Genomic DNA, 25,773 nt, shown 5'->3' with positions numbered 1-25,773 from the left:
CGGGCCCCGTTACTATTTACGCTGTTACAACGCCAGCGACAGCTCAGACTTTCCCGCGTGCTGCGCCAGCCATTCGCTAATGCGCGCCTGCTGTTCCTCCGTGAGCCACATGCCCTGCTTGGTCCGCCGCCAGATAGCGTCATCCAGTGAACGAACCCATTCGTGCTCAACCAGATAGCGCAGTTCGGCTTCAAAAAACTCATGACCGAAATGTTCGCCCAGATCGTCCAGCGAGGTCGCCTTATCAAGGATCAACTCGCTGTTGCTGCCGTAGGTGCGGGCGTAATGGCGGGCCATCGATTCACTGATAAACGGGAAGCGGCGGCGCAGCTTAGCCGCATAGTCATCACGGTCGCCGCCGATATCGCCGCCGGGCAGCACCGCGGTTTTGGTCCATGCCGGGCCAATGCCTTTGTAGTAAGGCGTCAGTTTCTCCAGCGCGTGTTCGGCCAGCTTACGGTAGGTGGTGAGCTTACCGCCGAAGACCGATAGCAGCGGCGCCTGGCCGTTCTCATCATGAATATCGAGGGTGTAGTCGCGGGTGATCGCCTGCGGTGAATCAGATTCATCATCGCACAGCGGGCGCACGCCCGAGTAGGTCCAGACAATATCGTCCCGGGTGAGTTGTTTTTTAAAGTGAGCGTTATAGACGTTCAGCAGATAGTTAACCTCTTTGTCATCGATCGCCACCGCTTTTGGATCGCCTTTATATTCGACGTCGGTGGTGCCGATGATGGAGAACTCGTCCATCCACGGGATCACAAAGACAATGCGTTTATCTTCATTTTGCAGGATATAGGCCTGCTTCTGCGTATGTACGCGCGGTACGACGATATGACTGCCTTTAATCAAGCGGATACCGTACGGAGAACGCAGGTGCATCCCCTCGTCGAAGAACTGTTTGACCCACGGGCCGGTCGCGTTAACCAGACCGCGCGCCTGCCAGGTGAACTTTTCACCGCTATCAATATCTTCCGCTTCGACAATCCACAAACCGTTTTCACGTTTTGCTGAAATGGCGCGGGTGCGCGTGCGTACTTCTCCACCTTTACGCACAACCATCTGGGCATTGGCCAGCACCATGCGCGCATCGTCGACCCAGCAGTCGGAATATTCGAAACCGCGCACGATTTCAGGTTTAAGTACTGATTCTGTACCAAAACGCAAACCGGTTGATCCAGGCAGGCTGGTACGCTTACCGAGATGGTCGTACATAAACAGGCCAATGCGGATCATCCACGCCGGACGCAGGTGCGGGCGATGCGGTAAGCGAAAACGCATCGGGAAGGCGATATGCGGGGCCATTTTTAATAACACTTCACGCTCGGCCAGCGCTTCGCTCACCAGGCGGAATTCATAGTGTTCGAGGTAGCGCAGCCCGCCGTGAATCAGCTTTGAGCTGGCGCTGGATGTCGCGCAGGCCAGATCGCGCGCCTCCAGCATCAGCACGGATAAACCACGCCCTGCGGCGTCTGCCGCGATACCGGCACCGTTGATGCCTCCCCCTATCACAATCAGATCTTTGGTTTCCACGCTGCTACCTCTTACACTTTCGTTTAAGCTCACAAATGTTCGATATCGCTCAATATAGCAAACAATCGCGCTATTGGTAACATCAAAAAAACATTTCAGAGTGATGCGTGTAACATATTGGCGTTTATTTCGCGCCAGGCTGTACACTAGGCGCTAAAATTCGGGGCGTTTCGTCGCCTGCCTGTAGAAAAAAAGAGAGCTTATGGATCACTTTGAATGTATTAACGTAGAAGAAGCCCACCAGAAAATGCATCAGCAGACGGCGGTGCTGGTGGATATCCGCGACCCGCAAAGCTTCGCGATGGGCCATACGCCGGGCGCGTTTCATCTGACCAACGATACGCTGGGCGCGTTCATGCGCGACAACGACTTTGATACGGCGGTCATGGTGATGTGCTATCACGGCAATAGCAGCAAGGGCGCTGCGCAGTATCTGCTGCAGCAGGGTTACGACAAGGTGTACAGCGTGGACGGCGGGTTTGATGCCTGGCACCGGCATTTTCCGGCGGAAGTCGCGCATGGCGCAGTTTAGGCGTTAGCGCAGGTTGTGGCTATAATATCCCCCTTTGTGTGGAATAAGCGAACCGCTGCATGTTAATGATTACCTCTTTTGCCAACCCGCGCGTGGCCCAGGCGTTTGTCGACTATATGGCGACGCAGGGAATTATTTTGACTATTCAGCAGCATACGCAGAGCGATATCTGGCTGGCTGACGAGAGCCAGGCCGCGCGCGTGCAGGCCGAACTGGCCCGATTTCTTGAAAATCCAGCCGATCCGCGCTACCTGGCCGCCAGCTGGCAGTCGGGGCACACCAATAGCGGGCTGCACTACCAGCGATTCCCTTTTTTAGCGACGCTTCGCCACAACGCCGGGCCGGTTACCTGGAGCGTTCTCTTCGCCTGCATCGCCGTCTTTGTCCTGCAATCGGTCATTGGCGATCAACCGGTCATGATGCTGCTGGCCTGGCCCTACGATCCTTCGCTGAAATTTGAAGTCTGGCGCTACTTTAGCCATGCCCTTATGCACTTCTCGCTGATGCATATTCTGTTCAACCTGCTATGGTGGTGGTACCTCGGCGGGGCGGTAGAAAAGCGAATCGGCAGCGGCAAGCTGGTGGTGATTACGGTGATCGCCGCTTTGCTGAGCGGCTTTGTGCAGCATCAGTTCAGCGGCCCGTGGTTTGGCGGACTCTCCGGCGTAGTCTATGCGCTAATGGGCTATGTCTGGCTACGGGGCGAGCGCGATCCGCAGAGCGGCGTTTATTTACAGCGCGGCTTGATACTCTTCTCCTTAGTATGGTTAGTTGCTGGATGGTTTGATGTTTTCGGCATGTCGATTGCGAACGGTGCGCACGTGGCTGGTCTGGTGACCGGGCTGGCGATGGCGTTTGTTGATACGCAGAATGTGCGAAAACGAACGTAGAGATTCCCAGGGATATTTCATGAAACAAACACAACGTCATGACGCGATTATCGAGCTGGTAAAAAAACAGGGATACGTCAGTACCGAAGAACTGGTCGAACAGTTTGCCGTCAGCCCGCAGACCATTCGCCGCGACCTGAATGATTTAGCCGATCAGAAAATGATTCTGCGCCACCACGGCGGCGCTGCGCTACCTTCCAGTTCGGTGAATACTTCCTGGCACGACAGGAAGTCGACCCAGACCCAGGAAAAAGAGCGCATCGCCCGTAAGGTCGCGAGTGAAATTCCCGATGGCGCGACGCTGTTTATCGATATTGGCACCACGCCGGAAGCGGTGGCTCATGCGCTGCTTAACCATAACGATTTGCGCATCGTCACCAATAATCTCAACGTCGCCAATACGCTTATGGTGAAAGAGGATTTCCGCATCATTCTGGCCGGCGGCGAGCTGCGCAGCCGGGATGGCGGTATTATCGGTGAGGCCACGCTCGACTTTATCTCTCAGTTCCGACTCGATTTTGGCATTCTTGGCATCAGCGGCATCGACAGCGATGGCTCGCTGCTGGAGTTTGACTACCACGAAGTGCGCACCAAACGGGCGATTATTGAAAACTCCCGCCACGTAATGCTGGTGGTTGATCATTCCAAATTCGGCCGCAATGCGATGGTGAATATGGGCAGCATCAGCATGGTTGATGCGGTCTATACTGATGTGATGCCGCCCGCAGGAGTACTGAAGGTGATTACCGATAACAACCTTCAGCTGGAGCTGTGCTGATCCTTTAGCATTTCCCAGTTCAGGCCAAAGCGCGCCAGATACTTGCGCAGCCGATCCGCGTCGTTGACCGTTGCTTTGCCGAGGCGTGAAACGTTAAAGAGCTGGCGTCCGGCATCGGAAATCGTTGTTGCCTGCTGGCATACGGCAATGACGTTTTGTAGATGCAGGCGGTCAAAGAGGTCAAGATTTTCCACCTCCGCCCCCAGTAGCGCGTCGAGCGCTGAGGGGCGGCGATCGTTCCAGCTGTAGCGCAGCCGTTCAATCTCATCCTCCACCGTGCTTACCGTGATGCGACCGTTTTCCGCCAGGGTCGCCATGCGGGTCACGCTGGCGGAGAGTTCGCGGAAGTTGCCGCTCCACGCCGCCTGGGGCGAGGTGGCGAACGTCAGCCACGCGCGGCGCGCTTCGGTATTAAAGCGCACGCTGTCGCCGGTTAGCGCGGCGTGACGCTCCATTTCATACTCGAGATTGGGTTCGATATCTTCCTGGCGCTGACGCAGACCGGGCAGTTCAAAGGTCCACAAATTAATACGTGCGTAGAGATCTTCGCGGAACTGGCCCTGCGCAACCCGCTGGCGCAAATCGCGCACGGTGCCGGCGATGAGCTGAAAATCGCTGCTGACCTGCTGGTCGCTGCCGAAAGGATAGAAGCGTTTTTCCTCAATGGCCTTCAACAGCATCGCTTGTTCATCTGCGCCCAGCTCGCCAATCTCATCCAGGAAAAGCATCCCGCCGTTAGCGCTGCGCAGCAGGCCAGCCCGTTCTTCCCTTGCGCCGGTAAAAGCGCCTTTGACATGGCCAAACAGCGTCGACATTGCGGTATCACCGCGCAGGGTGGCGCAGTTCACCTCGACGAGCGGACCGTTAAACTGATGGCGCGCCAGCTTTAACTCATAAATGCGGCGGGCAAGAAATGATTTACCTGCACCGGTGGGGCCGTTCAGCAAAATCGGCGAACGGGAGCGGATAGCGACGCGCTCAATATTCTCGATCGTGCGGTTGAAGCGCGGGTTACGGGTCTCGATACCGGATTTCAAAAAGTTAAGCGTCTCTTCCCGTTCCTGGGCGAAGCGGCTGGCGATAGCGTTATAGCGGCTGAGGTCGAGGTCAATGATCGTCACGCCGCCCGGGGTATGGGGCTTGTCTTTTTTCCGCGGCGGGGAGGTTTGCGCCAGTCGCGCCGGGAGATAGCGCGCTTCGGCCAGCAGGAACCAGCAGATCTGCGCCACGTGAGTGCCGGTGGTGATGTGTATCAGATAGTCTTCATCTTCAGGATGGAACCGGTGGCTGCGGGCAAAATCGTGCAGGCAGGCGTAAACCTCCTCGAAATCCCATGGATTGCGGATGGCCATCTCAACGCCGACGACCTCCGTTTCCGGCGATACGCTGGCGATATCCTGCTTTAAGGTCTCAAACAAGCCGCGCGAATGGGCGTCGTAAAGCAGCTCAAGGCGATGAACAACCAGTGTTTCCTGCTGACACAGGCATAAGGTTGGCCGCCATTTCTCCCAGCGCTGGCTGCCGCGGCCAACGTAATCCAGTACCGTACCGACAAAACCAAAGGCTACCGTTTTGCGCATCTTAGATTTCCTTATAAAAGACGATATTTAATTATCGTATTTTCGCTTCCCGCACGCAGTGTCTTTTTGAATGAAGCGCGGGAAAAAATAAATAAATCATAAAAATCAAACAAATAATTTTATTTTTATAATCTGGCACGCAGGTTGCAAAGACACTGTCATGGAGAATAACGGAACCAGGAAATCAGATGGCTAATCTACTTCAGTTCCGTTCCGCCGTTATAACGCGCCGGCAAGTTCTCATGATGCGGCTCCGGTTAAGCCGGCGTTAAGATGCTTCACAACTTGTCGCCGCCCTATTAATAAAATGAGAAAAGACAATGAATTATGAATTGATGGCCACCCAGAACGCCCCGGTGAAAATGTGGACCAAGGGCGTACCCGTGGAAGACGAAGCGCGCCAGCAGTTGATTAACACGGCAAAGATGCCGTTTATTTTCAACCATGTTGCCGTTATGCCCGATGTGCACCTTGGTAAAGGATCGACAATCGGAAGCGTGATCCCCACTCTCGGTGCGATTATTCCGGCTGCGGTTGGCGTGGATATCGGCTGCGGAATGAATGCGCTGCGCACCAGCTTAACGGCGGCGGATCTTCCGGATAACCTTGCTGAATTGCGTAGTGCGATTGAAGCCGCCGTGCCGCACGGACGGACGACCGGGCGGGGCCGTCGTGACGCGGGGGCATGGGAAAATCCACCGGCTAACGTTGACGCGCACTGGTCAACGCTGCATGCGGAGTTTCAATGGCTAACCAGTAAATATCCGCGCTTCCTTAACACCAATAACTACAAGCACCTGGGAACGCTGGGAACCGGTAACCACTTTATTGAAATTTGCCTCGATGAGGCGCAGCAGGTTTGGGTGATGTTGCACTCCGGTTCACGCGGAATTGGTAACGCCATAGGCACCTATTTTATTGAAATGGCGCAAAAAGATATGGAGCAGCATATTGCGAACTTGCCCTCGCGCGATCTGGCTTATTTCTCTGAAGGCAGCGAGCATTTCGTGGATTACGTTCGGGCGGTGAGCTGGGCCCAGGATTATGCGCGCGCCAACCGTGAAGCGATGCTGGAAAACGTGCTGCTGGCGCTGCGTAAAACCATCGACAAGCCCTTTACGCTGGTGAGCGAGGCGATTAACTGCCACCATAACTATGTGCAAAAAGAGCAGCATTTTGGGAAGGAGATTTACGTTACCCGTAAGGGGGCGGTATCCGCCCGGCGCGGTCAGTACGGGATTATTCCGGGATCGATGGGCGCGAAAAGCTTTATTGTTCGAGGACTCGGTAACCCGGAGTCGTTCTGTTCATGCAGCCACGGCGCCGGACGCGTGATGAGCCGTACCAAAGCGAAAAAGCTGTTTAGCGTAGAGGATCAGATTCGCGCCACCGCGCATGTAGAATGCCGTAAAGATGCAAACGTCATCGACGAGATCCCGATGGCCTATAAGGACATTGACGCGGTGATGGCCGCGCAGTCCGATCTGGTGGAAATTGTGCATACCCTGCGTCAGGTGGTATGCGTGAAAGGATAATGTAATGAAAAGGATGATTACGCTGGACGGCGCGCAGGGAGAAGGCGGCGGGCAGATTTTGCGCTCGGCGCTGAGCCTGTCGATGATAACCGGCCAGCCGTTTGAGATTATCGGCATCCGCGCCGGTCGCGCTAAACCGGGCCTGCTGCGCCAGCATCTCACGGCGGTACGGGCGGCGGCCGAGATCTGTAGCGCTCAGTTGAGCGGCGATGAGCTGGGCTCGCAGCGGCTGCGTTTTGTCCCTGGGCCGATTCGCGGCGGAGCGTATAAATTTGCCATCGGCAGCGCGGGCAGTTGCATGCTGGTGCTGCAAACGGTGTTACCGGCGCTCTGGTTTGCCGATAGCCCGGCCCGCGTCGAAGTCAGCGGCGGCACGCATAATCAGGCGGCCCCGAGCGCGGATTTCATTTGCCGCGTCTGGGAGCCGCTGCTGGCGAAAATGGGTATAAACCAGCGTACGGCTTTGATCAAGCATGGCTTCTATCCGGCCGGGGGCGGCGCCGTGCTAACGGAAGTGGCGCCGAGTGCGTCACTCAGCGGGCTACAGCTGCTTTCGCGGGGTGAAACGAATTGCCTCACCGCAGAAGCGCTGCTGGCGGCGGTTCCTTACCACGTTGGCGAGCGCGAAGTGATAGCGCTGGAAGCCTGGCTGCCGCTGGCAGATAAAAAAATTCGCGTGCTGGAGGGCGGCGCCGGGCCGGGAAATACGCTGTCGCTGACCGTGGAGTGCGAACATCTTACGGAGCTGTTTATGGCTTTTGGCTCCAAAGGCGTGAGTGCTGAAAAGGTTGCGCAACAGCTTGCTTCGCAGGTCAAACGCTATCTGGCAAGCAAAGCGGCTGTGGGGGAATATCTGGCCGACCAGCTGATATTACCGCTGGCGCTGGCGGGCGAAGGTGCATTTACCGTCGCGGAAGTATCGGCGCATTTGCTGACCAATATCGCGGTGGTTGAGCGGTTTCTGCCGATCCGATTTACCTGTGAACCGAGTGATATTGGCTATCTTATTCAGGTTCGCGATTAAACTTTGCGGTATCGCCGGAAACGTAAAGTGGTGATTCTCTTCTGTCTCGGGAAAAGGCCGGAATGAGGGCTGTTTTGCGCATGTTCTTCCCCTGACCCTCTCCCCGAAGGGGCGAGGGGATCGTTTCGCTGGCCTTTTTTAATGACATAACAATGCGTTAGCGTTTTAGGTAAAACAGAATAGTTTTCCACAGATCGCGCAGGAATTAGACTCCATATCCCATCATTTTAAGCAACTGCTGGGCATGCTGAACGGCATCCTGGCGGTGCGCGACGCCCAGCTTTTGATACAAATTGCGAATATGCGTTTTAATCGTAGTGGCGGCAACGTCCAGCTCGCCGGCAATCTGCTCATTGCTGTAGCCGGAATAGATAAGTCCCAGTACCTGCCATTCGCGCTGGGTTAGCGGGCTGGTGCGGATGAGCTCCGGCACTTCCGGGTGGTTCAGCAGCCGCTCGACGAAGCTCTCGTCAAAGTGGGCGAATTTGTGGCGATGATGCTGGTTGATATCGCGCAGAATACGCTGGGCGCGGTGCTGCTCGAGCTCCGGCAGGGTATTGAGCTGAATCAGCTGGCGCAGCTGCTGCGCCATCGCTTCTCCTTCAATCACAAAATGATTGATAAACCCGGTGCGGTTGGCGAGGGTGAGCGCTTCCAGTAGCGCTTTCTGCGCTTCGCTTTTACGCCCGGCCTGCCAGTAGAGCTGGTTGAGCAGCAGCAGGTTGCGGTTGAGATCGCTCATCAGACGCAGCGAGCGGGCGTTATCGTTTAGCTCTTCCAGCACCATTTCAGCGGAATCAAAATCACCGAGCAGGATCTGCGCGCGGGCGATATTGCGCCACTGGCTCTGCAGGAAGTGGTTGTTAGCGAATTCCGGTTTGGGCGTCTGACGCAGCCAGTTTGCCGCGGCGGCTTTATCGCCGACCATCTGCCAGTAGATCACCCGGACTTTATCGGCATTGGATACCCAGTCGCTATGGTAATGACCGTTGCCAAGCAGATTCTCCAGGCGATTCAGATGGCTGCGGGCGTTATCCAGATCGCCGCGCGCCAGCGAGCACTGCACCATCAGCGTCAGGCACTGCAGCTGTTGCTGCGGTTGGTAGGACGAAAGCACGTTCATGCCGTTGCGCGCGGAGGTTTCCGCTTCATCCAGCCGCGCCCATGCCCACAGCAGCTGGGAGCGAATACGCAGCAAAAACTCATGCATCGGCAACTGCTCCAGATGCTGTTCGCGAATGAGCTGGAACGCTTTTTCCTGAATTTCCCAGGCGGCCTGCAGGAAACCTTGCGCAAACAGGATTTCGCTTTGCTGGATCATGCTCCATAGCGCGTAGTGCCAGACGTCATGGCGGCGGGCCATCTGTTCCGTCTGCTGCATGACCGCCAGCGATTTACTCAGCTGGCCTTTGCAGTGCAGCACTTCGCCGTGTACCGAGGTCGCTACGATTCGGCTGTAGTAGCTGGCCAGCGGCAGCTCATCAAGTGCCACCATCGCCAGGCGCTCGGCTTCGTCCTGATCGCCGGCGTTGATCGCCACCTGGGCACGCAGGGCGTTGAAATCGCCGTGCATGGCGGTGTCCATTTCCGTATCCATCTCCTGCTCGGCGCGGGCCAGCAGGGTATTCACTTCGCTATAGCGGTGCTGGCTCTGCATCAGCCAGGCCTGCAGGAGAATTAACCGCGGATTTTCCAGCAGGTTTGACCACGGCAGCGCGGCGAGAGACTGTTCCAGCAAGCTCAGCTCGCTATGGTTAAACATGCCCCATGCGTGATTGAGCAGAATATCGCGCAGCATTTTAGCGTCGCCCGCCGCCAGGGCGTGATGGATAGCCTCGGTCGGGAAGCCCTGCGCCATCCAGCTCTCGGCCGCCGCGCGGTGAATTTCCGGCAGCTCGACCGCCAGCTCCCACTGACAGCGCTGGCGCAGAAAATTACCAAACAGCGGATGATAACGGAACCATTCGCCGGAATCGTCCATCCGTTGCAGGAATAGCCCCTGGCGTTCAATCTCCTCCAGCTGCATCTGGCCATTCTCTTCGCCGGTGACGCGGACGATGAGCGCATCGTTCATTGAGCGCAGCAGCGAGCTTTTCAGCAGGAAATTACGCGTTCGCGGATCGACGTTATCCAGCACCTCATCGACCAGATAGTCAGAAAGATGGCTGGCATTAATACCGGCAAGACGACGGGCGGAGTGTTGCGCGGAAGTGTTGTTCTGGCGCGCCGAGAGTGCTATCAGCTGCAGCGCGGTGGCCCAGCCGGCAACATCGTCGCACAGCCTTTTGCTGTCGTCGGCCTCAATAGGCGAACTGAGACGACAATCGAAAAACTGCTTGGCCTCCTGATGGGTAAAAGCGAGCTGCTGGCTGCCGATTTCCAGCAGCTGATCGCGTACGCGCAGGTTGGCGATACCCAGCTGCGGCAGATTACGCGACAGCACCACCAGAGTCATATTTTCCGGCTGGTGGCGGAGGAAGAAGCGCATTGCATCATGAATAACCGGGTTGGTGATCAGATGGTAATCATCAATCACCAGGAATAGCGGGCGTTGCCAGTCGGCCAGTTCGATAAACAGTTGAGCGAAGAGGGAAGGCAGGCTGGCGTACTGGCGCTTTTGCACCATGGCCTCGCTGGCTGCACAGTGGCCGCCGGTCGCCTGCTGAACGGCGGCGATGAGATAGCTGGCAAAACGCTCCTGTTGGTTATCACCTTCATCCAGCGAGAACCAGCCAAGGTCATTTTTCCCCGCCGCCCATTGAGAAACGAGCGTGGTTTTACCGTATCCAGCCGGGCTGGTCACCAACGCGAGACGATAATTGTTCGCGCCGGAAAGTTTCGCCAGTAATCGCTCACGAACCACAGTGTGTTCAAGGCGGACCGGACGACTTAATTTAGACGGAATCAACATAGTTCTTCATTTCGCTGTGCAAGGGAGGGATTGCGAATTTTTTTGCGCTTCGTAATTAATACCCAATAAGGTCGGCCATAATGAATTTTATTGCAAGTTATGTCCGAGTTTTATGCTCTTGAATTTGCTCTATGTCACAAATTTTGACATCGAGTGAAATTGATATAAAGGAGGGCAGCGTGCGCGGTTTCTGGGCTTGCGGGAAATTCAGGCACCACAGGCTAATCTTTTTTTACAATCTAAGTAGTTGTTTGTTTTTATTAAAATATTGTCAGCTTATTCTTATAAGTCATCTTTTTGAGTTATTTCTGCATTAAAGTCCGTTTATTCTTCGAATATTTACTTTTATTTCGCCATATTTACAAAACGGCATTTTATGGCCTTTTTATCATCCAGGCTTGTAACAAAGTTTTGTTCGCCAGGAGAGACAGGTTGCGGGTTCCGCAGCGGCGAATTTTGCAGCATAATTTTGCCGGTAAGCTAACGTAATAGTGGCCACGATCACACTTTTCGCTCATCCCTGCTACTCCTCCCCGGCTAATCCCTGGCGGGATGAGGACGTGACTCCGGGAGGTCGGCACACTAACGCTAACGTTTTAGTAAAGGACCCGGATTTCTTATGTCACAGACTTCTTTTAACAAAGCTCAGTTTCAGGCTGCACTGACGCGTCAGTGGCAGCATTTTGGTTTACAGTCCGCTTCCGAGATGACCCAGCGTCAATGGTGGCGCGCCGTAAGCGGTGCGCTGTCCGAGCTGTTGTCGGCTCAGCCGGTAGCGAAAGCGGCCGCAGGGCAGCGTCACGTAAACTACATCTCAATGGAGTTTTTAATTGGTCGCCTGACCGGCAACAATTTGCTCAACCTTGGCTGGTATCAGCAGGTCAGCGATGAGCTACAGGCGCATGACGTTAACCTGACCGACCTGCTGGAAGAGGAAATCGACCCGGGCCTGGGCAACGGTGGCCTCGGCCGTCTGGCGGCATGTTTCCTGGATTCAATGGCAACCGTGGGTCAGTCGGCCACCGGCTACGGCCTGAACTATCAGTACGGTCTGTTCCGCCAGTCTTTCGCTGACGGGCAGCAGATGGAAGCGCCGGATGACTGGGGACGTAGCAACTACCCGTGGTTCCGCCACAATGAAGCGCTGGACGTACAGGTGGGCCTCGGCGGTAAAGTGACTAAAAATGGTGAGTGGGTTCCGGCATTTGTGATTACCGGCGAAGCCTGGGATCTGCCGGTGCTGGGCTACCGCAACAACGTGGCTCAGCCGCTGCGTCTGTGGCAGGCTAAGCACGCGCATCCTTTTAACCTGACTAAATTCAACGACGGCGATTTCCTGCGTGCCGAACAGCAGGGCATTGACGCCGAAAAACTGACGAAAGTCCTCTACCCGAACGATAACCATCAGGCGGGTAAAAAACTGCGTCTGATGCAGCAGTACTTCCAGTGCGCCTGCTCGGTTGCCGATATTCTGCGTCGCCATCATCTGGCAGGTCGCAAGCTGGCAGAGCTGGCGGATTATGAAGTTATTCAGCTGAACGATACTCACCCGACGATTGCGATTCCGGAGCTGCTGCGCGTGCTGATTGACGAGCATCAGCTGAGCTGGGACGACGCCTGGGCGATTACCAGCAAAACTTTTGCTTACACCAACCACACCCTGATGCCGGAAGCGCTGGAGTGCTGGGATGAAAAGCTGGTAAAAGCGCTGCTGCCGCGCCACATGCAGATCATCAAACAGATTAACGACCGCTTTAAAACGCTGGTGGATAAAACCTGGCCGGGCGACAAGCAGGTTTGGGCGAAGCTGGCGGTGGTGCACGACAAACAGGTTCGTATGGCGAACATGTGCGTGGTCAGCGGCTTTGCGGTTAACGGCGTTGCCGCGCTGCACTCCGATCTGGTGGTGAGAGATCTGTTCCCGGAATATCACCAGCTGTGGCCGAACAAATTCCATAACGTCACCAACGGCATTACCCCGCGTCGTTGGATCAAGCAGTGTAACCCGGCGCTGGCCGCGCTGCTGGATAAAACGCTGAAGAAAGAGTGGGCCAACGATCTCGACCAGCTGATCAACCTCGAAAAATATGCTGATGACGCGACGTTCCGCCAGACGTATCGTGAGATTAAGCTGGCCAACAAGGTTCGTCTGGCGGAGTTTGTGAAGCGGCGTACCGGTATCGAAATTAATCCGCAGGCGATTTTCGATATTCAGATTAAGCGTCTGCACGAATATAAACGCCAGCACCTCAACCTGCTGAATATCCTCGCGCAGTACAAAGAAATCCGCGAGAACCCGCAGGCCGACCGCGTACCGCGCGTGTTCCTGTTCGGTGCGAAAGCGGCTCCGGGCTACTACCTGGCGAAGAATATTATCTGGGCGATCAACAAAGTTGCCGCAGCGATCAATAACGATCCGCTGGTAGGCGATAAGCTGAAAGTCGTATTCCTGCCGGACTACTGCGTCTCGGCGGCGGAAATGCTGATCCCGGCGGCGGATGTCTCCGAGCAGATCTCTACGGCGGGCAAAGAGGCCTCTGGTACCGGCAATATGAAGCTGGCGCTGAACGGCGCGCTGACCGTGGGAACCCTCGACGGCGCCAACGTTGAAATTGCTGAGCAGGTGGGCGAAGAGAACATCTTCATCTTCGGTCATACTGTGGAAGAAGTGAAAGCGCTGAAGGCCAAAGGTTACGACCCGCTGAAGTGGCGGAAGAAAGATAAGCTGCTGGATGCGGTGCTGAAAGAGCTGGAGAGCGGTAAATATAGCGATGGCGATAAGCATGCCTTCGACCAGATGTTGCACAGTCTGCTGAAAGGCGGCGACCCGTACCTGGTGCTGGCCGATTTTGAAGCCTACGTGGCGGCGCAGAAGCAGGTTGATGAGCTGTATCGCGACCAGGAAGCCTGGACGCGCGCAACGATTCTGAACACCGCGCGCTGCGGCATGTTCAGCTCCGACCGTTCGATTCGCGATTATCAGCAACGTATCTGGCAGGCAAAACGCTAAGGACAGGCCTATGGAGAGTAAACGCCTTGATAACGCTGCCCTGGCGGCGGGGATAAGCCCAAGCTACATCAATGCTCACGGTAAGCCGCAGTCTATTGCTGCGGCGACCAAGCAGCGGCTGCTTGATGCGATGCATCGTACAGCGACTGCCGTGAAGGCGACGGTTGATCCGCTGCCTGCGGTGCAGGTGTTCACCTATGGCAAAAAGATGTCTCTGCCGGTGGCGGGCCAGGGGGAGTTTCACTGGATCCTCACCACCGAAGAAGGGAAACAGTATCAGGGCCAGGCGCGCGGCGGAGAAACCCTGCCGCTGCCGGCAAAATTGCCGGAAGGGTATCACACGCTGACGCTGACTCAGGACGGCGAGCGCAGCCACTGTCGGGTTATCGTCGCGCCCGCGCGCTGCTATGAACCGCAGGCGCTGAAGGATGGTAAGAAGCTGTGGGGAACCTGCGTGCAGCTGTATACGCTGCGCTCGGAGAAGAACTGGGGAATTGGCGACTTCGGCGATTTGCGCGCTATGCTGCCGGAAATCGCTCGCCGCGGCGGCGCGTTTATTGGTCTTAACCCGATTCACGCGCTCTACCCGGCTAACCCGGAGAGCGCCAGCCCGTACAGCCCCTCTTCACGCCGTTGGCTCAACGTTATCTATATCGACGTCAACGCGGTAGACGATTTCCGTCACAGCAAAGAGGCGCAAAAATGGTGGCAATCATCGGCTACGCAGCAAGCCTTACAGGCCGCGCGCCAGACCGATGACGTTGACTATACCGCCGTGACCGCTCTTAAGCTCACTGCGCTGCGCATGGCCTGGAAAGGTTTTTCCGCGCGCAATGATGAGACGACGGCGGAGTTCCGTCAGTTTGTGACCCGTGAGGGCGAAAGTCTGTACTGGCAGGCGGCGTATGACGCGCTGCACGCCTGGCAGGTTAAGCAGGATCCGATGCGCTGGGGCTGGCCCGCGTGGCCGAAGGCTTACCAGGATACCGATAGCCCGGAGGTTAAAGCATTCTGTACCGAGCATGCCGACGAGGTGAATTTTTACCTGTGGCTGCAATGGCTCGCTTACACCCAGTTCGCCGAGTGCTGGCATACCAGCCAGAACGATGCCATGCCGATCGGCCTGTATCGCGATCTGGCGGTCGGCGTTGCGGAAGGCGGAGCGGAAACCTGGTGCGATCGCGAGCTGTACTGTCTGAAAGCCTCCGTCGGGGCGCCGCCGGACATTCTGGGTCCGCTGGGACAGAACTGGGGCCTGCCGCCGATGGACCCGCATATCATGGTGGCGCGCGCCTATGAGCCATTTGTCGAGCTGTTGCGCGCTAATATGCAAAACTGCGGGGCGCTGCGCATCGATCACGTGATGTCGGTGCTGCGTCTGTGGTGGATCCCTTACGGTGAGACGGCCGATCACGGTGCTTACGTTCAGTATCCGGTAGACGATCTGTTGTCGATTCTGGCGCTGGAGAGTAAGCGTCACCGCTGTATGGTGATCGGCGAGGATCTGGGAACCGTACCGGTTGAGATCGTCGGTAAGCTGCGAAAAAGCGGCGTTTACTCTTACAAAGTGCTCTATTTCGAAAATGACCACGAGAAGACTTTCCGTGCGCCGAAGGCGTATCCGGAGCAATCAATGGCTGTGGCAACGACGCATGACCTGCCAACGCTGCGCGGCTACTGGGAAAGCGGCGACCTGACGCTGGGGAAATCGCTTGGCCTGTATCCGGATGAGGTGGTGCTGCGCGGACTTTATCAGGATCGCGAGCTGGCGAAGCAGGGGCTGCTGGATGCTCTGCACCGCTACGGCTGTCTGCCGAAGCGTACCGGGCATAAAGCGTCGCTGATGGCGATGACCTCAACCCTGAATCGCGGTATGCAGCGCTATATTGCCGACAGCAACAGCGCGCTGCTGGGCCTGCAGCCGGAAGATTGGCTGGAGATGGCCGAGCCGGTCAATATTCCGGGCACCAGCACGGAGTATCCAAACTGGCGTCGCAAGCTCTCCACCACGCTCGAGGCGATGTTTGCCGATGAGCAGGTGAATAAGCTGATTAAGGATCTGGATAAGCGGCGTAAGTCGGCAAGTAAGAAGAAACCCGCTTGACGGGGAGCATTAAAAAAGCCGGGAAGTGATTCCCGGCTTTGTATTTTCTGCTGAACCGATTAGAGTTTTGGCCCTGCGGCCACCAGCGCAGCGCCCGCTGGCGTATCGGTGTACTTCTCGAAGTTCTCGATAAACAGTTTCGCCAGCTGCTCCGCTTTTTCCTGCCACTGCTCCGGCGATCCGTAGGTGTTGCGCGGATCGAGGATATGAGTATCCACGCCCGGAAGCTCGGTCGGGATCTGCAGCTCAAACATCGGTAGCGTGAAGGTTTCGGCATTGTCCAGCGAACCGTCAAGGATCGCATCGATAATGGCGCGGGTATCTTTGATCGAGATACGTTTGCCGGTGCCGTTCCAGCCGGTGTTGACCAGATAGGCCTGCGCGCCGGAGGCCTGCATGCGTTTTACCAGCACTTCAGCGTATTGCGTCGGGTGCAGCGAAAGGAACGCGGCGCCGAAGCAGGCGGAGAAGGTTGGCGTCGGCTCCGTGACGCCGCGCTCGGTACCGGCCAGCTTGGCGGTAAAGCCAGACAGGAAGTGGTACTGGGTCTGGTCGGCGGTCAGGCGAGAAACCGGAGGTAGAACGCCAAACGCGTCGGCGGTCAGGAAGATAACCTTAGTGGCATGACCCGCTTTGGATATCGGCTTAACGATGTTTTCGATATGGTAGATCGGATAGGAGACGCGGGTATTTTCGGTCTTCGAACCGTCGTTAAAGTCGATGGTGCCGTCGGCCAGTACGACCACGTTCTCCAGCAAAGCATCGCGGCGAATCGCATGATAGATATCCGGTTCTGCGGCTTCTGAAAGCTTAATCGTCTTAGCGTAGCAGCCGCCTTCGAAGTTAAATACCCCGTCGTCGTCCCAACCGTGTTCATCATCGCCAATCAGGCGGCGTTTCGGGTCGGTGGAAAGGGTGGTTTTGCCAGTACCGGAAAGCCCGAAGAAGATAGCGACATCCTCTTTTTCCCCGACGTTGGCGGAGCAGTGCATGGAAGCGATGCCCTTCAGCGGCAGCAGGTAGTTCATGATCGAGAACATCCCTTTTTTCATTTCGCCGCCGTACCAGGTACCGCCGATCAGCTGGATACGCTCGGTCAGGTTAAAGGCGACGAAGTTTTCGGAGTTCAGACCCTGCTCTTTCCACTGCGGGTTGGTGCATTTGGCGCCGTTCATCACGATGAAATCCGGCTCAAAGTTTGCCAGTTCTTCATCGCTCGGGCGAATAAACATGTTCTTCACGAAATGCGCCTGCCAGGCGACTTCGGTAATAAAGCGGACGCTCAGGCGGGTGTCGGCGTTAGCGCCGCAGAAGGCGTCAACGATGAAGAGACGTTTGCCGGAGAGCTGGCGGGTGACCAGTCCTTTCAGGTGCTGCCACGTTTCCTCTGACAGCGGTTTATTGTCGTTCTTGCCTTTGCCTTTATCAGCCCACCACACCGTATCGCGGGTGGTGTCGTCACGAACGATATACTTATCTTTTGGAGAACGGCCGGTAAAAATACCGGTATCTACGGCGATTGCACCAAGATTTGTTAATACGCCACGTTCATAACCTTCCAGATTGGGGGCGAGCTCTTCTTGATACAAAGTATCGTAGCTGGGGTTATGGACGATATCCTGGACGTCATTGATACCATAAGCCTTGAGATCCTGCGGGGTTAAACCATTATTAACGCGCATGTCACTGCTCCTTAGCCAATATGTACTGCTTTAAATTGTAGGGGTTATTACGGGGTATAGACCGCGACCAGGCTCATAGATTTACGTATCTCGACAAACGACGGACTTACGAAAAACGTTGTGACTCCTGTCACGAGGCATAGGGGATTATCTCAGGAATTGATGCGTCGATGGGGGTAGATGTTTCTTAATGGTTAAAAAGTAATTAAAAAAACTGTTGAAATGTGAATGTAATCGCTTACCTGAAAGAAAATTACGTAACTCTTTCATGGGGAATCGATTCATCACGCGGATGAAAAAGGTTGACGTCAGGAACGAGAGGGGAGCTCGCTCCTGACGAAATGAGGATTAGTGGAGCTGCGGGTCGGCCGGAGAGGCGTTGTTGCGGATCTCGGCAATATCCATTGCATTAAAGATGTAATGATTTCCGCAGTAGTCGCAGTGCATATCGATCTCACCCTCATCGGCGAGGATGCTATCAATCTCCTCATCGGGCAGCGTTTTCAGCGCGCCGGCGCAGCGTTCGCGAGAGCAGGTGCACTTAAACTCGACGTTCTGCGGCTCGTAAACGGTGACTTCCTCTTCGTGATACAAACGCCAGAGCACATCGTTCGCTGGCAGGGTAAACAGTTCTTCAGCTTTGATGGTTTCGGTCAGCGTGCTCAGATGTTCAAAATCAGCCGCCTGCGCATCTTGCGCCGGCAGAACCTGCAGCAGCATGCCGCCGGCCATCGGTTTGCCTTCGTGCTCGCCGCTGCGGATGATCAGCCGGGTCGGCAACTGTTCGGAACGCTGGAAGTAATCTTCCAGGCAGGCAGCCAGGGTGTCTCCCTCAAGGCCGACCACGCCCTGATAGCGCTCGCCCTCTTCCGGAGAGATGGTGATGACCAGATATCCGTTACCGACCATAGTTTTCAGATCCGCCCCATCCGGGATCTCGCCCTGGACGCGGGCTACGCCGCGCATCTGCTGCTGGTTGTTGCCGTTGATCACCGCCAGCGACAGCGGGCCATCGCCCTGCAGCTGAACGGTGATATCGCCAGCGAATTTCAGCGTCGCGGTCAGCAGGCTGGTGGCGACCAGCAGTTCCGCGAGCACGGTTTTCACCGGCTGCGGATAGCTATGGTTAGTCAGGATCTGTTCTAACGTTTCAGAAACTGTCACCAGCTCACCGCGTACGGCATAGTTTTCAAACAGATAGCGGTGTAATTGATCGTGTTGAGTCATAATCATCTCTCTTGCGGGCCACAGTTATTCACTATCGCCGTGTTTAAATCTCATCAGGTCGCGGCGCTCTTTCTTATCCGGACGCCTGTCGGGATGCGGCATGGTTAGCGCGTTCATTTTTCGCGCCAGCGCCATTTTCTCGCGTTTCTCGATGCTCTCTGCCGTCTCTTCATAGAGCGCGACGGCTTCGCTGGCAGGTCTGCGCTGTTCGGTAATGCCTTTTACCACGATAGTGCGTTCATCATTGCCCTGGCGGATCGTCAGGGTGGCGTTGAGTTCGACCACTTTTCCCGGCTTACTACGCTGTCCGTTGTAGTGTACCTTGCCGCCTTCAATCATCTCGCGCGCCAGCGCTCGGGTTTTATAAATGCGGGCTGCCCACAGCCATTTGTCCAGCCTGACGGCTGCGACGGGTTTTTCTTTCATGGCCTCTCCTGTAGGGTCAGCGAGGGGATCAGATGCTGGTAGTCATTCAACCCGGGATGACGAACGTAGCTTTTTTCCGCCAGTCCGGAATCTGGGTTGGTGATGCCCAGGCAATAGCGGATGCCAAACTCCGCCGCCGCGTCCAGAATCGCCTCGTTATCGTCGACGAAGAGCGTATTACGCGCGTCGAAGCCGGTCTCTTCAGCCACAGCGTGCCACAGACGCTGATCTTCTTTCGGATAACCAAATGTGTGGGTGGAAAGCAATAAATCAAGGTGCGCATCCAGCCCGGTATGTTTTAGCTTCACCGCCAGATTGTGCGGATGCGCGTTAGTCAGCAAAATCCGGCGCTTACCGCTGGTTTTAAGCGCCTCAAGGAAAGGCACGGTATCATCACGCAGCGTCGCCCTTGGCCCCTGCTCGCTGGTCATCGCACAAATATCCAAACCCAGGCGCTCGCTCCAGTAGTCCAGGCAGTACCAGTTTAGCGTATGTTGCACGGCATGATATTCCTGGCGCATCGCGTCTCTGGCTTCCTGCAGGTTGAGCCCGCGCGCGGCGCCCCAGGTTTCGGGAACCAGTTTTTGCCAGAAGTAGTTGTCGAAAGCGAGGTCGAGCAGCGTGCCGTCCATATCCAGCAGAACGGTATCAACCTCCTGCCAGGCGATATCAAAATGCATGGTAAGTCTCCAGCGAAGGGAAATTGCGCGACAGGGTATCACACCCCGCCGTACAGAGAATTATTCTTGCGGGTCCGGCGAGGAGAGCAGAACCGGATTCAGGCAGCTTTCGTAGTATTTCTGGATCTCTTCCTGGCGCTGGCGATGGCGCTGATAGCGACGAAAAGCCTGGATGCCGTGATACGCCGTGCAGCCCAGCATGGCCAGCAGCAGCAGCGTTGTCCCGAGGTAGCGCCACAGGCCAGTGCGGTCAGGGATACGGTGCAGGTTGATATGCTGCGTGCCGTTAGCATCGGTATAAAGGCTGGTGACGATACCTTCAGCCTGGAACGGCGTGTGCATCAACATGCTCGCCAGGCGCCGTAGTTCACTCCACTGCTGGTGCGCAGGGAAGTCGTATAATCCGGTGCTTGGCCAGGGCTGATTGACCAGGTCGCTGCCTTCATCGCTGGCAATCAGAAAACCGCCAGGCGCCGGGCTATTCAGCGCCTGAGCGGCACGTGAGGTTTCCCGACTGACGAACGGCGCGGTGGAGGTGGTAACCAGATTCTCCAGCGACTCCGCGCTTACCGGACGCAGCAGCACGTTAACCCCGTCCAGTTTGCCCGCGCTGGCGCGTTTGGTCAGCGTTTCCCAGTTACGGGTGTTACCGAGGTTAACCAGCGCATTCTTCAGGCGAACGCAATCGTCTTTCGCAGAGCACAGGTCGTTGGTTTTGGTGACGATATCGCCAAAGTCATCCAACAGCACCATGCCGGATTTCTGAATAGCGGAGCGTAGCGCCGGGCTGACCCGCGAATCGTCATCGGATTCGGGGTGGAGCTGGCGCTGAACGGTCTGCATCAGCGCGGCGGCCTTACTGACGATATCTGACTCCGGCAAGGGCAGGGGAGGCGCATCATTCCAGACGATTTGTGAACAATCGAACGGCATAAACGGCGAGTTCTCTTTTGCTGTCCACGCGCCCGGGGTGTGAATGTTACACATTCCCGAGCCTTTCAGGCGCAGCGTATCGCCAATGCGAATTTTCGATTTCTCCAGCTGGGCGACCGTAGTGGCTTCGATGGTCTGTGCGCCTTTTAGCCATGACAGCGTGAATTTAAACGGCATGTTTAGCGGAACGCTGGCCCACAGCATGACAACAACCAGTAGTGCTCCCAGGGCGATAATCGTGCTACGAAGCCAGTATTGAAGCGGGAAGTTTTTAACCTCATCGTGCAGCGACAGATAGCGTCCCTGGCGGACTACATGGCGGCTGAGATAGATGTCGATATCCGTTTGCTGGCCAAGGTCCTGCGCGATCCACGGTTGCCAGTGGCGCGGGTAGATGAGGTCAATAATGCCGAGAGAAATATTGTTTGTATGCTCCTGGGTGTTTTCACCAAACAACCCCCAGCGTTTAGGCATACCGCGCAGACAATGAATTTCCCGCAGCGACGTTTTGCGCGGCGGCGCGTAGATTCCCCATACGCTGGCAAGAAGTAGCAGTATACCGCCGCCGAGAAGCCAGGGCGAAAAGACGTCGGGGGCGATCAGGCTACAATAAAACAGCAGGAACGCGGCGACTGCCAGAATAGCTTCGCGAAGGCCGTCGGGGCGGCTCAGTGCGTGCTCTTCGGGCGTTTCCGGGCGGATGTTGAGCAGCTCAATTTGTTCGCTCTCTTCCCCGCGGATAGATGCCTGGGTCGCCGGGGCTTGTTCAAGGGCGAAACCACGGGACTCCTGCGGATAGTCGCTCAGCGTCTGCCCGTTAAGCGCAATCACCAGCGGTAGGCTCGTGGTGGAGATTAATTCGACGCTGTTCTCGTCATTAATATGTTGCTCCCAGAATGGGGGCAGATGAATTTCTACTGAATCAAGGAAGTAGCGCCATTTGTTGAGATCGTCCGTGGTGATGCCGTAGCGAGTGATCGCTCGGGTAACGCTATAAACGGTATCGCTCTGTTCGTTCAGCATCAGGTTTAGCGGCGCGGTACTGGCGCCTGAAGCTGGCAACTGCTGGTTGCGGCTGAGACTTTCGAGGTATTTTTCTACGGCGCTGCGCTCTTCATCGGAGAGGTTGCGCGTAGCGGCATCGCTAAAGGCGTGCAGCAGCGGCAGGCGGCGACGTCTGGCATGCGAGCGATACCACCACCCGATAAGCAATGCGCAGATTAGCAGAGCTAACAAAAATATCAGAAAGGTGCCCATGCCCATCCCATCATAGTTATTCTTTTCTTATTGGTATCGTCGGTAGCCATTCATCATGCAGGTAAAACAGCCGTTGCCATCGGCACTTATCCTGTCAAAGCGGGAACATCTATTGTGCAATGCAGCAGCATACAACCTTATCAAAAACGTTAAAATCCAGGAATCGGTATATTCTCAAATACTGGTCAACCTATTGACTTTTGAGTCTTTGTGATAATAGGTTTCAAAACGAAAAGGTTGCAACTATGTAAATTAGTGGCGAATTGGATTGCCGAAACCGTGCTGCGTATCGCACAATGCCCTCTGTAATCACAGCATAGACCGATGACAATGAGCAAATCATTACAAAAACCCACCATTCTCAACGTTGAAACAGTCGCGCGCTCGCGCCTTTTTAATGTTGAAAGCGTGGACCTTGAGTTCAGCAACGGGGTGCGCCGCGTATATGAACGGATGCGGCCTTCTACCCGTGAAGCCGTGATGATTGTGCCGATTGTCGATGACCACATAATCCTGATTCGCGAATACGCTGTTGGTACCGAGTCCTATGAGCTGGGCTTTTCGAAAGGCCTGATCGATCCTGGCGAAAGCGTTATGGAAGCCGCCAACCGCGAACTGAAAGAAGAGGTCGGATTTGGCGCGCAAAAGCTGACGTTTTTGAAAAAGCTCAGCATGGCTCCGTCCTATTTCTCCAGCAAGATGAATATCCTGGTGGCGGAAGATCTGTATCCGGAATCGCTGCCTGGCGATGAGCCAGAGCCGCTGCCGCAGGTTCGCTGGCCGCTATCGCAGCTGATGACGCTGCTTGATGAAGAAGACTTCAACGAAGCCCGTAACGTGAGCGCGCTGTTCCTGCTGCGGGAATGGCTTCAGGCTCAGGGGCGACTTTAACGCACTCGCAGGTAAAAAACGCCCGTTGCCTGCGGAGTGAATGCCTGTACCGCACCGCCTGGGCGGGTAAGGCGCCAGCCGCCTGGCTACGCGGCGGGCAGCGTCTCTAAAATGGTGACCATCAGCCAAAGAAAAAAGCGCCCGCAGGCGCTTTTTTTGTCAGAACAGTTCGTGAGTCTCGCCCCCGCCATCGGTGATGGTGGTGCCCACTTCGTGAACTGCCTGCTGGGTAGGTTGAGTTCCCTCAATAAAGTACTCTGCGCGGCTGTTCCCGCCGCTGGCTAACTGACCGGTGCTGCGGTCAATGTTGACCGTAATAATGCCCGGCGGCGGCGTGAGCGGCTCTTCCGGTACGCCTTCCAGCACCCTTTTCATAAAATCATCCCAGGCCGGCTGAGCGCTTTTGGCGCCACCTTCGTAGCCCGATATCTGATTTTTGATGGCGCCGGAGGCGGTGGTGCGGCCGAGATCGCGACGGTGGTCGTCAAAGCCAATCCATACCGATGTCACCACGCCAGGGCCATAGCCGGAGAACCACGCATCTTTTGAGCTGTTAGTGGTCCCGGTTTTGCCACCGATATCGTGACGCTGCAGGTCGCGGCCTGCTCGCCAGCCGGTACCCATCCAGCCGGGTTCGCCGAAGATATTGGTGTTGAGGGCGCTTTTAATCAGGAACGCCAGCGGCGTGTTGATCACGTGCGGCGCATACTCCGGAGCGCCACTTTGCGCGACCAGAGACTGGTTTGCCTGCGCCAGCTGCGGCTGCGGAGGAACGCCGGGATTTTGCGGATCCTGCGAGGTCGCTACGTCCTCAACGTCTTTATTTTCCAGCACATCAGACTTCGGCGTATCGCCGTAAATCACCGGAATATTGCACTGTGGGCAGGCAATTTTTGGCCGCTCTTCAAAAATGACGCCGCCCTGATCGTTCTCGATTTTGCTGATGAAATAAGGGCTAACCAGGAAACCGCCGTTAGCCATAACCGAGTAGCCGCGCGCAACCTGCAGCGGCGTGAACGATGCGGAGCCCAGGGCCAGTGATTCGGTCCGCACGATGTTCTGCGCCGGGAAGCCGAAGCGCTGCAGATACTCAGCCGCGTAATCCACGCCCATAGCCCGCATCGCGCGGACCATTACCACGTTCTTTGATTGACCCAAACCCTGGCGCAGGCGGATAGGACCCGCATACTGCGGCGGGGAGTTTTTCGGCCGCCAGTCGGAGCCGGAACCGGCATCCCAGCGGGAAATCGGCACGTCGTTGAGCATGCTCGCCAGGGTCAGGCCTTTATCCATCGCCGCGGTGTAGAGGAACGGTTTAATGTTAGAGCCAACCTGACGCAGCGCTTGAGTGGCGCGGTTGAACTTGCTTTGGTTGAAATCGAAACCGCCGACCAGCGCAATGATCGCCCCGTTTTGCGGGTTGATCGATACCAGCGCCGAGTTGACGTCCGGCACCTGCGCCAGCCACCAGCTGTTGCCTACCTGGCGAACCCAGACCTGTTGTCCGGTCTGCACGACATCGTTCACCTTACGCGGCGTGGCGCCCTGTTGAGTATCGGAGATAAAGCGCCGCGCCCAGCGGATGCCTTCCATATTCAGAGAGACCGAGGTTCCGTTGCTCAGTAGCGCGACGGCTTCCTGCGGATTTGCCGAAGTGATAACCGCCGGAGAGAGCGGTCCGGAGCCTGGGGTTTTTTTCAGGGTATCGATGATTTTCTGGTTATCCCACGGCGTTTCACCCACTTTCCACAGCACCTTTTCCGGCCCGCGATAGCCGTGGCGCATATCGTAATCCAGCACGTTATTCCGCACCGCCTGCTGGGCTGCCTGCTGATTTTTACGGGTGATGGTGGTGTAGACACGATAGCCGTCTTCATAAGCCTGCTCGCCGTAGCGGCTGACCATCTCCTGACGCACCATTTCGCTGAGATACGGCGAGGAGAAGGCGATTTCCGGGGTATGGTAGCTTGCGTCAATAGGCTGGCTACGCGCCTGATCGTACTGCGCCTGCGTGATGTAGCCTTCGCTCAGCATACGCGAGAGAACGACGTTGCGGCGGGCGGTTGCACGATCCATGGAATAGAGCGGGTTAAAGGTTGACGGCGCTTTAGGCAGGCCTGCAATCACCGCCATCTCGCTCAGTGTAAGCTGATCGACGGATTTGCCAAAGTAGACCTGCGCGGCCGCGCCGACGCCGTAGGCGCGATAGCCAAGATAGATTTTGTTCAGGTACAGCTCAAGAATTTCATCTTTATTGAGTAACTGCTCGATGCGGATCGCGAGGAAGGCCTCTTTCACCTTACGCATCAACGTTTTTTCGGGGCTCAGGAAGAAGTTACGCGCCAGCTGTTGGGTAATCGTACTGGCGCCCTGCGAGGCGTGACCGGAGAACATCGCGACGCTGGCGGCGCGGAAAATCCCGACAGGGTCAACGCCATGATGCTCATAAAAACGGCTATCTTCGGTGGCGATAAACGCTTTAATCAGCTCAGGCGGCATTTGCTGCAGCGTGACGGGAATACGGCGTTTTTCGCCATATTGCGCGATCAGCTCGCCATCCGCGCTATAGACCTGCATCGGGATTTGCAGGCGCACATCCTTCAGCGTTGCGACGTCGGGGAGCTGCGGCTCTATATATTTATAGAGACCAAAAATCGAGCCTGCTCCCAGCAGTACGCAACAGACTGCAAGGATAAAAAGATACTTTACGAACTTCACCGGAGATTTCTCATTTAGTTTTCATTGGGCAGTTTATAAACAAACGCGCAGTAGTATAAAGG

General features: G+C 56.1%; 17 protein-coding genes. 8 read left to right on the top strand and 9 right to left on the bottom strand.

The features are described 5' to 3' along the window. Positions 1 to 24: 24 nt before the first annotated feature. Positions 25 to 1,533, bottom strand: a complete 1,509-nt coding sequence (glpD, locus tag ABLV12_RS10165) for a glycerol-3-phosphate dehydrogenase (RefSeq protein WP_064397842.1) — start codon at positions 1,531 to 1,533, stop codon at positions 25 to 27. A gap of 202 nt (positions 1,534 to 1,735) precedes the next feature. Here glpD and glpE point away from each other — a divergent pair, with 202 nt between their 5' ends. From glpE to ABLV12_RS10150, 3 genes are read left to right on the top strand one after another with little or no spacing between them, the layout of a single operon-like run. Further along, positions 1,736 to 2,065: a thiosulfate sulfurtransferase GlpE gene (glpE, locus tag ABLV12_RS10160; protein ID WP_004106481.1), complete on the top strand. Its 330-nt coding sequence runs from the start codon at positions 1,736 to 1,738 to the stop codon at positions 2,063 to 2,065. 59 nt (positions 2,066 to 2,124) lie between these two features. After that, positions 2,125 to 2,955, top strand: a complete 831-nt coding sequence (gene glpG / locus ABLV12_RS10155) for a rhomboid family intramembrane serine protease GlpG (protein WP_016810020.1) — start codon at positions 2,125 to 2,127, stop codon at positions 2,953 to 2,955. A 19-nt stretch (positions 2,956 to 2,974) separates the two neighbouring features. Beyond that, entirely contained in the window at positions 2,975 to 3,733 is a 759-nt protein-coding gene (locus ABLV12_RS10150) for a DeoR/GlpR family transcriptional regulator (protein WP_004106478.1), read from the top strand. Here ABLV12_RS10150 and rtcR read toward each other — a convergent pair. Then, positions 3,715 to 5,313, bottom strand: coding sequence for an RNA repair transcriptional activator RtcR (gene rtcR / locus ABLV12_RS10145; protein ID WP_064397844.1), 1,599 nt, complete (start codon positions 5,311 to 5,313; stop codon positions 3,715 to 3,717). The two genes, ABLV12_RS10150 and rtcR, sit on opposite strands and share 19 nt — an antisense overlap. A 320-nt stretch (positions 5,314 to 5,633) precedes the next feature. Here rtcR and ABLV12_RS10140 point away from each other — a divergent pair, with 320 nt between their 5' ends. Further along, positions 5,634 to 6,848, top strand: a complete 1,215-nt coding sequence (locus tag ABLV12_RS10140) for an RtcB family protein (RefSeq protein WP_016810018.1) — start codon at positions 5,634 to 5,636, stop codon at positions 6,846 to 6,848. A gap of 4 nt (positions 6,849 to 6,852) precedes the next feature. After that, on the top strand, positions 6,853 to 7,872 hold the full coding sequence (gene rtcA / locus ABLV12_RS10135; protein WP_064397849.1) for an RNA 3'-terminal phosphate cyclase: 1,020 nt from the start codon (positions 6,853 to 6,855) through the stop codon (positions 7,870 to 7,872). Positions 7,873 to 8,077: 205 nt separating this feature from the next. On the opposite strand, the gene malT is transcribed toward rtcA, so the two are convergent. Next, a complete protein-coding gene (gene malT, locus ABLV12_RS10130) occupies positions 8,078 to 10,783 on the bottom strand; it encodes an HTH-type transcriptional regulator MalT (protein WP_016810016.1) in 2,706 nt (901 codons plus the stop codon). A 619-nt stretch (positions 10,784 to 11,402) separates the two neighbouring features. On the opposite strand from malT, the gene malP reads away from it, so the two are divergent. After that, the gene (gene malP / locus ABLV12_RS10125; RefSeq protein WP_348867023.1) at positions 11,403 to 13,793 is read left to right on the top strand and encodes a maltodextrin phosphorylase; all 2,391 of its coding nucleotides are present in this window, start codon (positions 11,403 to 11,405) and stop codon (positions 13,791 to 13,793) included. Between the two features lie 10 nt (positions 13,794 to 13,803). After that, positions 13,804 to 15,897 (top strand): 4-alpha-glucanotransferase, encoded by a 2,094-nt coding sequence (malQ, locus tag ABLV12_RS10120; RefSeq protein ID WP_032729092.1) that lies wholly within the window; start codon positions 13,804 to 13,806, stop codon positions 15,895 to 15,897. 59 nt (positions 15,898 to 15,956) lie between these two features. Here malQ and pckA read toward each other — a convergent pair whose 3' ends face one another. From pckA to ABLV12_RS10095, 5 genes are all read right to left on the bottom strand, one after another. Continuing rightward, the gene (pckA, locus tag ABLV12_RS10115) at positions 15,957 to 17,579 is read right to left on the bottom strand and encodes a phosphoenolpyruvate carboxykinase (ATP) (protein WP_004106463.1); all 1,623 of its coding nucleotides are present in this window, start codon (positions 17,577 to 17,579) and stop codon (positions 15,957 to 15,959) included. 348 nt (positions 17,580 to 17,927) lie between these two features. Next, complete coding sequence (hslO, locus tag ABLV12_RS10110) at positions 17,928 to 18,812, bottom strand: Hsp33 family molecular chaperone HslO (protein WP_016810014.1); 885 nt, start codon at positions 18,810 to 18,812, stop codon at positions 17,928 to 17,930. A gap of 18 nt (positions 18,813 to 18,830) precedes the next feature. Then, positions 18,831 to 19,232, bottom strand: a complete 402-nt coding sequence (gene hslR, locus ABLV12_RS10105; RefSeq protein ID WP_004106460.1) for a ribosome-associated heat shock protein Hsp15 — start codon at positions 19,230 to 19,232, stop codon at positions 18,831 to 18,833. Next, positions 19,229 to 19,912: a GMP/IMP nucleotidase gene (yrfG, locus tag ABLV12_RS10100; protein WP_064397853.1), complete on the bottom strand. Its 684-nt coding sequence runs from the start codon at positions 19,910 to 19,912 to the stop codon at positions 19,229 to 19,231. The genes hslR and yrfG overlap by 4 nt, the downstream gene beginning before the upstream one ends. Before the next feature lie 60 nt (positions 19,913 to 19,972). Further along, a complete protein-coding gene (locus tag ABLV12_RS10095) occupies positions 19,973 to 22,102 on the bottom strand; it encodes an intracellular growth attenuator family protein (RefSeq protein WP_004115996.1) in 2,130 nt (709 codons plus the stop codon). A gap of 330 nt (positions 22,103 to 22,432) precedes the next feature. Between ABLV12_RS10095 and nudE the strand changes: the two genes are divergently transcribed. Beyond that, complete coding sequence (nudE, locus tag ABLV12_RS10090; RefSeq protein ID WP_004106453.1) at positions 22,433 to 22,993, top strand: ADP compounds hydrolase NudE; 561 nt, start codon at positions 22,433 to 22,435, stop codon at positions 22,991 to 22,993. 159 nt (positions 22,994 to 23,152) lie between these two features. Here the strand turns inward: nudE and mrcA are convergent, their stop codons facing one another. Then, complete coding sequence (gene mrcA, locus ABLV12_RS10085; RefSeq protein WP_016810010.1) at positions 23,153 to 25,711, bottom strand: peptidoglycan glycosyltransferase/peptidoglycan DD-transpeptidase MrcA; 2,559 nt, start codon at positions 25,709 to 25,711, stop codon at positions 23,153 to 23,155. Between the last annotated feature and the right edge of the window lie 62 nt (positions 25,712 to 25,773).

Origin of the sequence: Klebsiella sp. CN_Kp100 (assembly GCF_040065315.1) — a bacterium.
GTDB classification, from domain to species: domain Bacteria; phylum Pseudomonadota; class Gammaproteobacteria; order Enterobacterales; family Enterobacteriaceae; genus Klebsiella; species Klebsiella oxytoca.
This window is presented reverse-complemented; position numbering and strand designations above follow the sequence as displayed.

What these genes read in the sequence shown, in the direction of transcription:
- glpE (WP_004106481.1), top strand. Translation starts at nt 1,736, where the DNA reads ATGGATCACTTTGAATGTATTAACGTAGAAGAAGCCCACCAGAAAATG.
- glpG (WP_016810020.1), top strand. Translation starts at nt 2,125, where the DNA reads ATGTTAATGATTACCTCTTTTGCCAACCCGCGCGTGGCCCAGGCGTTT.
- ABLV12_RS10150 (WP_004106478.1), top strand. Translation starts at nt 2,975, where the DNA reads ATGAAACAAACACAACGTCATGACGCGATTATCGAGCTGGTAAAAAAA.
- rtcR (WP_064397844.1), bottom strand. Translation starts at nt 5,313, where the DNA reads ATGCGCAAAACGGTAGCCTTTGGTTTTGTCGGTACGGTACTGGATTAC.
- ABLV12_RS10140 (WP_016810018.1), top strand. Translation starts at nt 5,634, where the DNA reads ATGAATTATGAATTGATGGCCACCCAGAACGCCCCGGTGAAAATGTGG.
- rtcA (WP_064397849.1), top strand. Translation starts at nt 6,853, where the DNA reads ATGAAAAGGATGATTACGCTGGACGGCGCGCAGGGAGAAGGCGGCGGG.
- malT (WP_016810016.1), bottom strand. Translation starts at nt 10,783, where the DNA reads ATGTTGATTCCGTCTAAATTAAGTCGTCCGGTCCGCCTTGAACACACT.
- malP (WP_348867023.1), top strand. Translation starts at nt 11,403, where the DNA reads ATGTCACAGACTTCTTTTAACAAAGCTCAGTTTCAGGCTGCACTGACG.
- malQ (WP_032729092.1), top strand. Translation starts at nt 13,804, where the DNA reads ATGGAGAGTAAACGCCTTGATAACGCTGCCCTGGCGGCGGGGATAAGC.
- pckA (WP_004106463.1), bottom strand. Translation starts at nt 17,579, where the DNA reads ATGCGCGTTAATAATGGTTTAACCCCGCAGGATCTCAAGGCTTATGGT.
- hslO (WP_016810014.1), bottom strand. Translation starts at nt 18,812, where the DNA reads ATGATTATGACTCAACACGATCAATTACACCGCTATCTGTTTGAAAAC.
- hslR (WP_004106460.1), bottom strand. Translation starts at nt 19,232, where the DNA reads ATGAAAGAAAAACCCGTCGCAGCCGTCAGGCTGGACAAATGGCTGTGG.
- yrfG (WP_064397853.1), bottom strand. Translation starts at nt 19,912, where the DNA reads ATGCATTTTGATATCGCCTGGCAGGAGGTTGATACCGTTCTGCTGGAT.
- ABLV12_RS10095 (WP_004115996.1), bottom strand. Translation starts at nt 22,102, where the DNA reads ATGGGCACCTTTCTGATATTTTTGTTAGCTCTGCTAATCTGCGCATTG.
- nudE (WP_004106453.1), top strand. Translation starts at nt 22,433, where the DNA reads ATGAGCAAATCATTACAAAAACCCACCATTCTCAACGTTGAAACAGTC.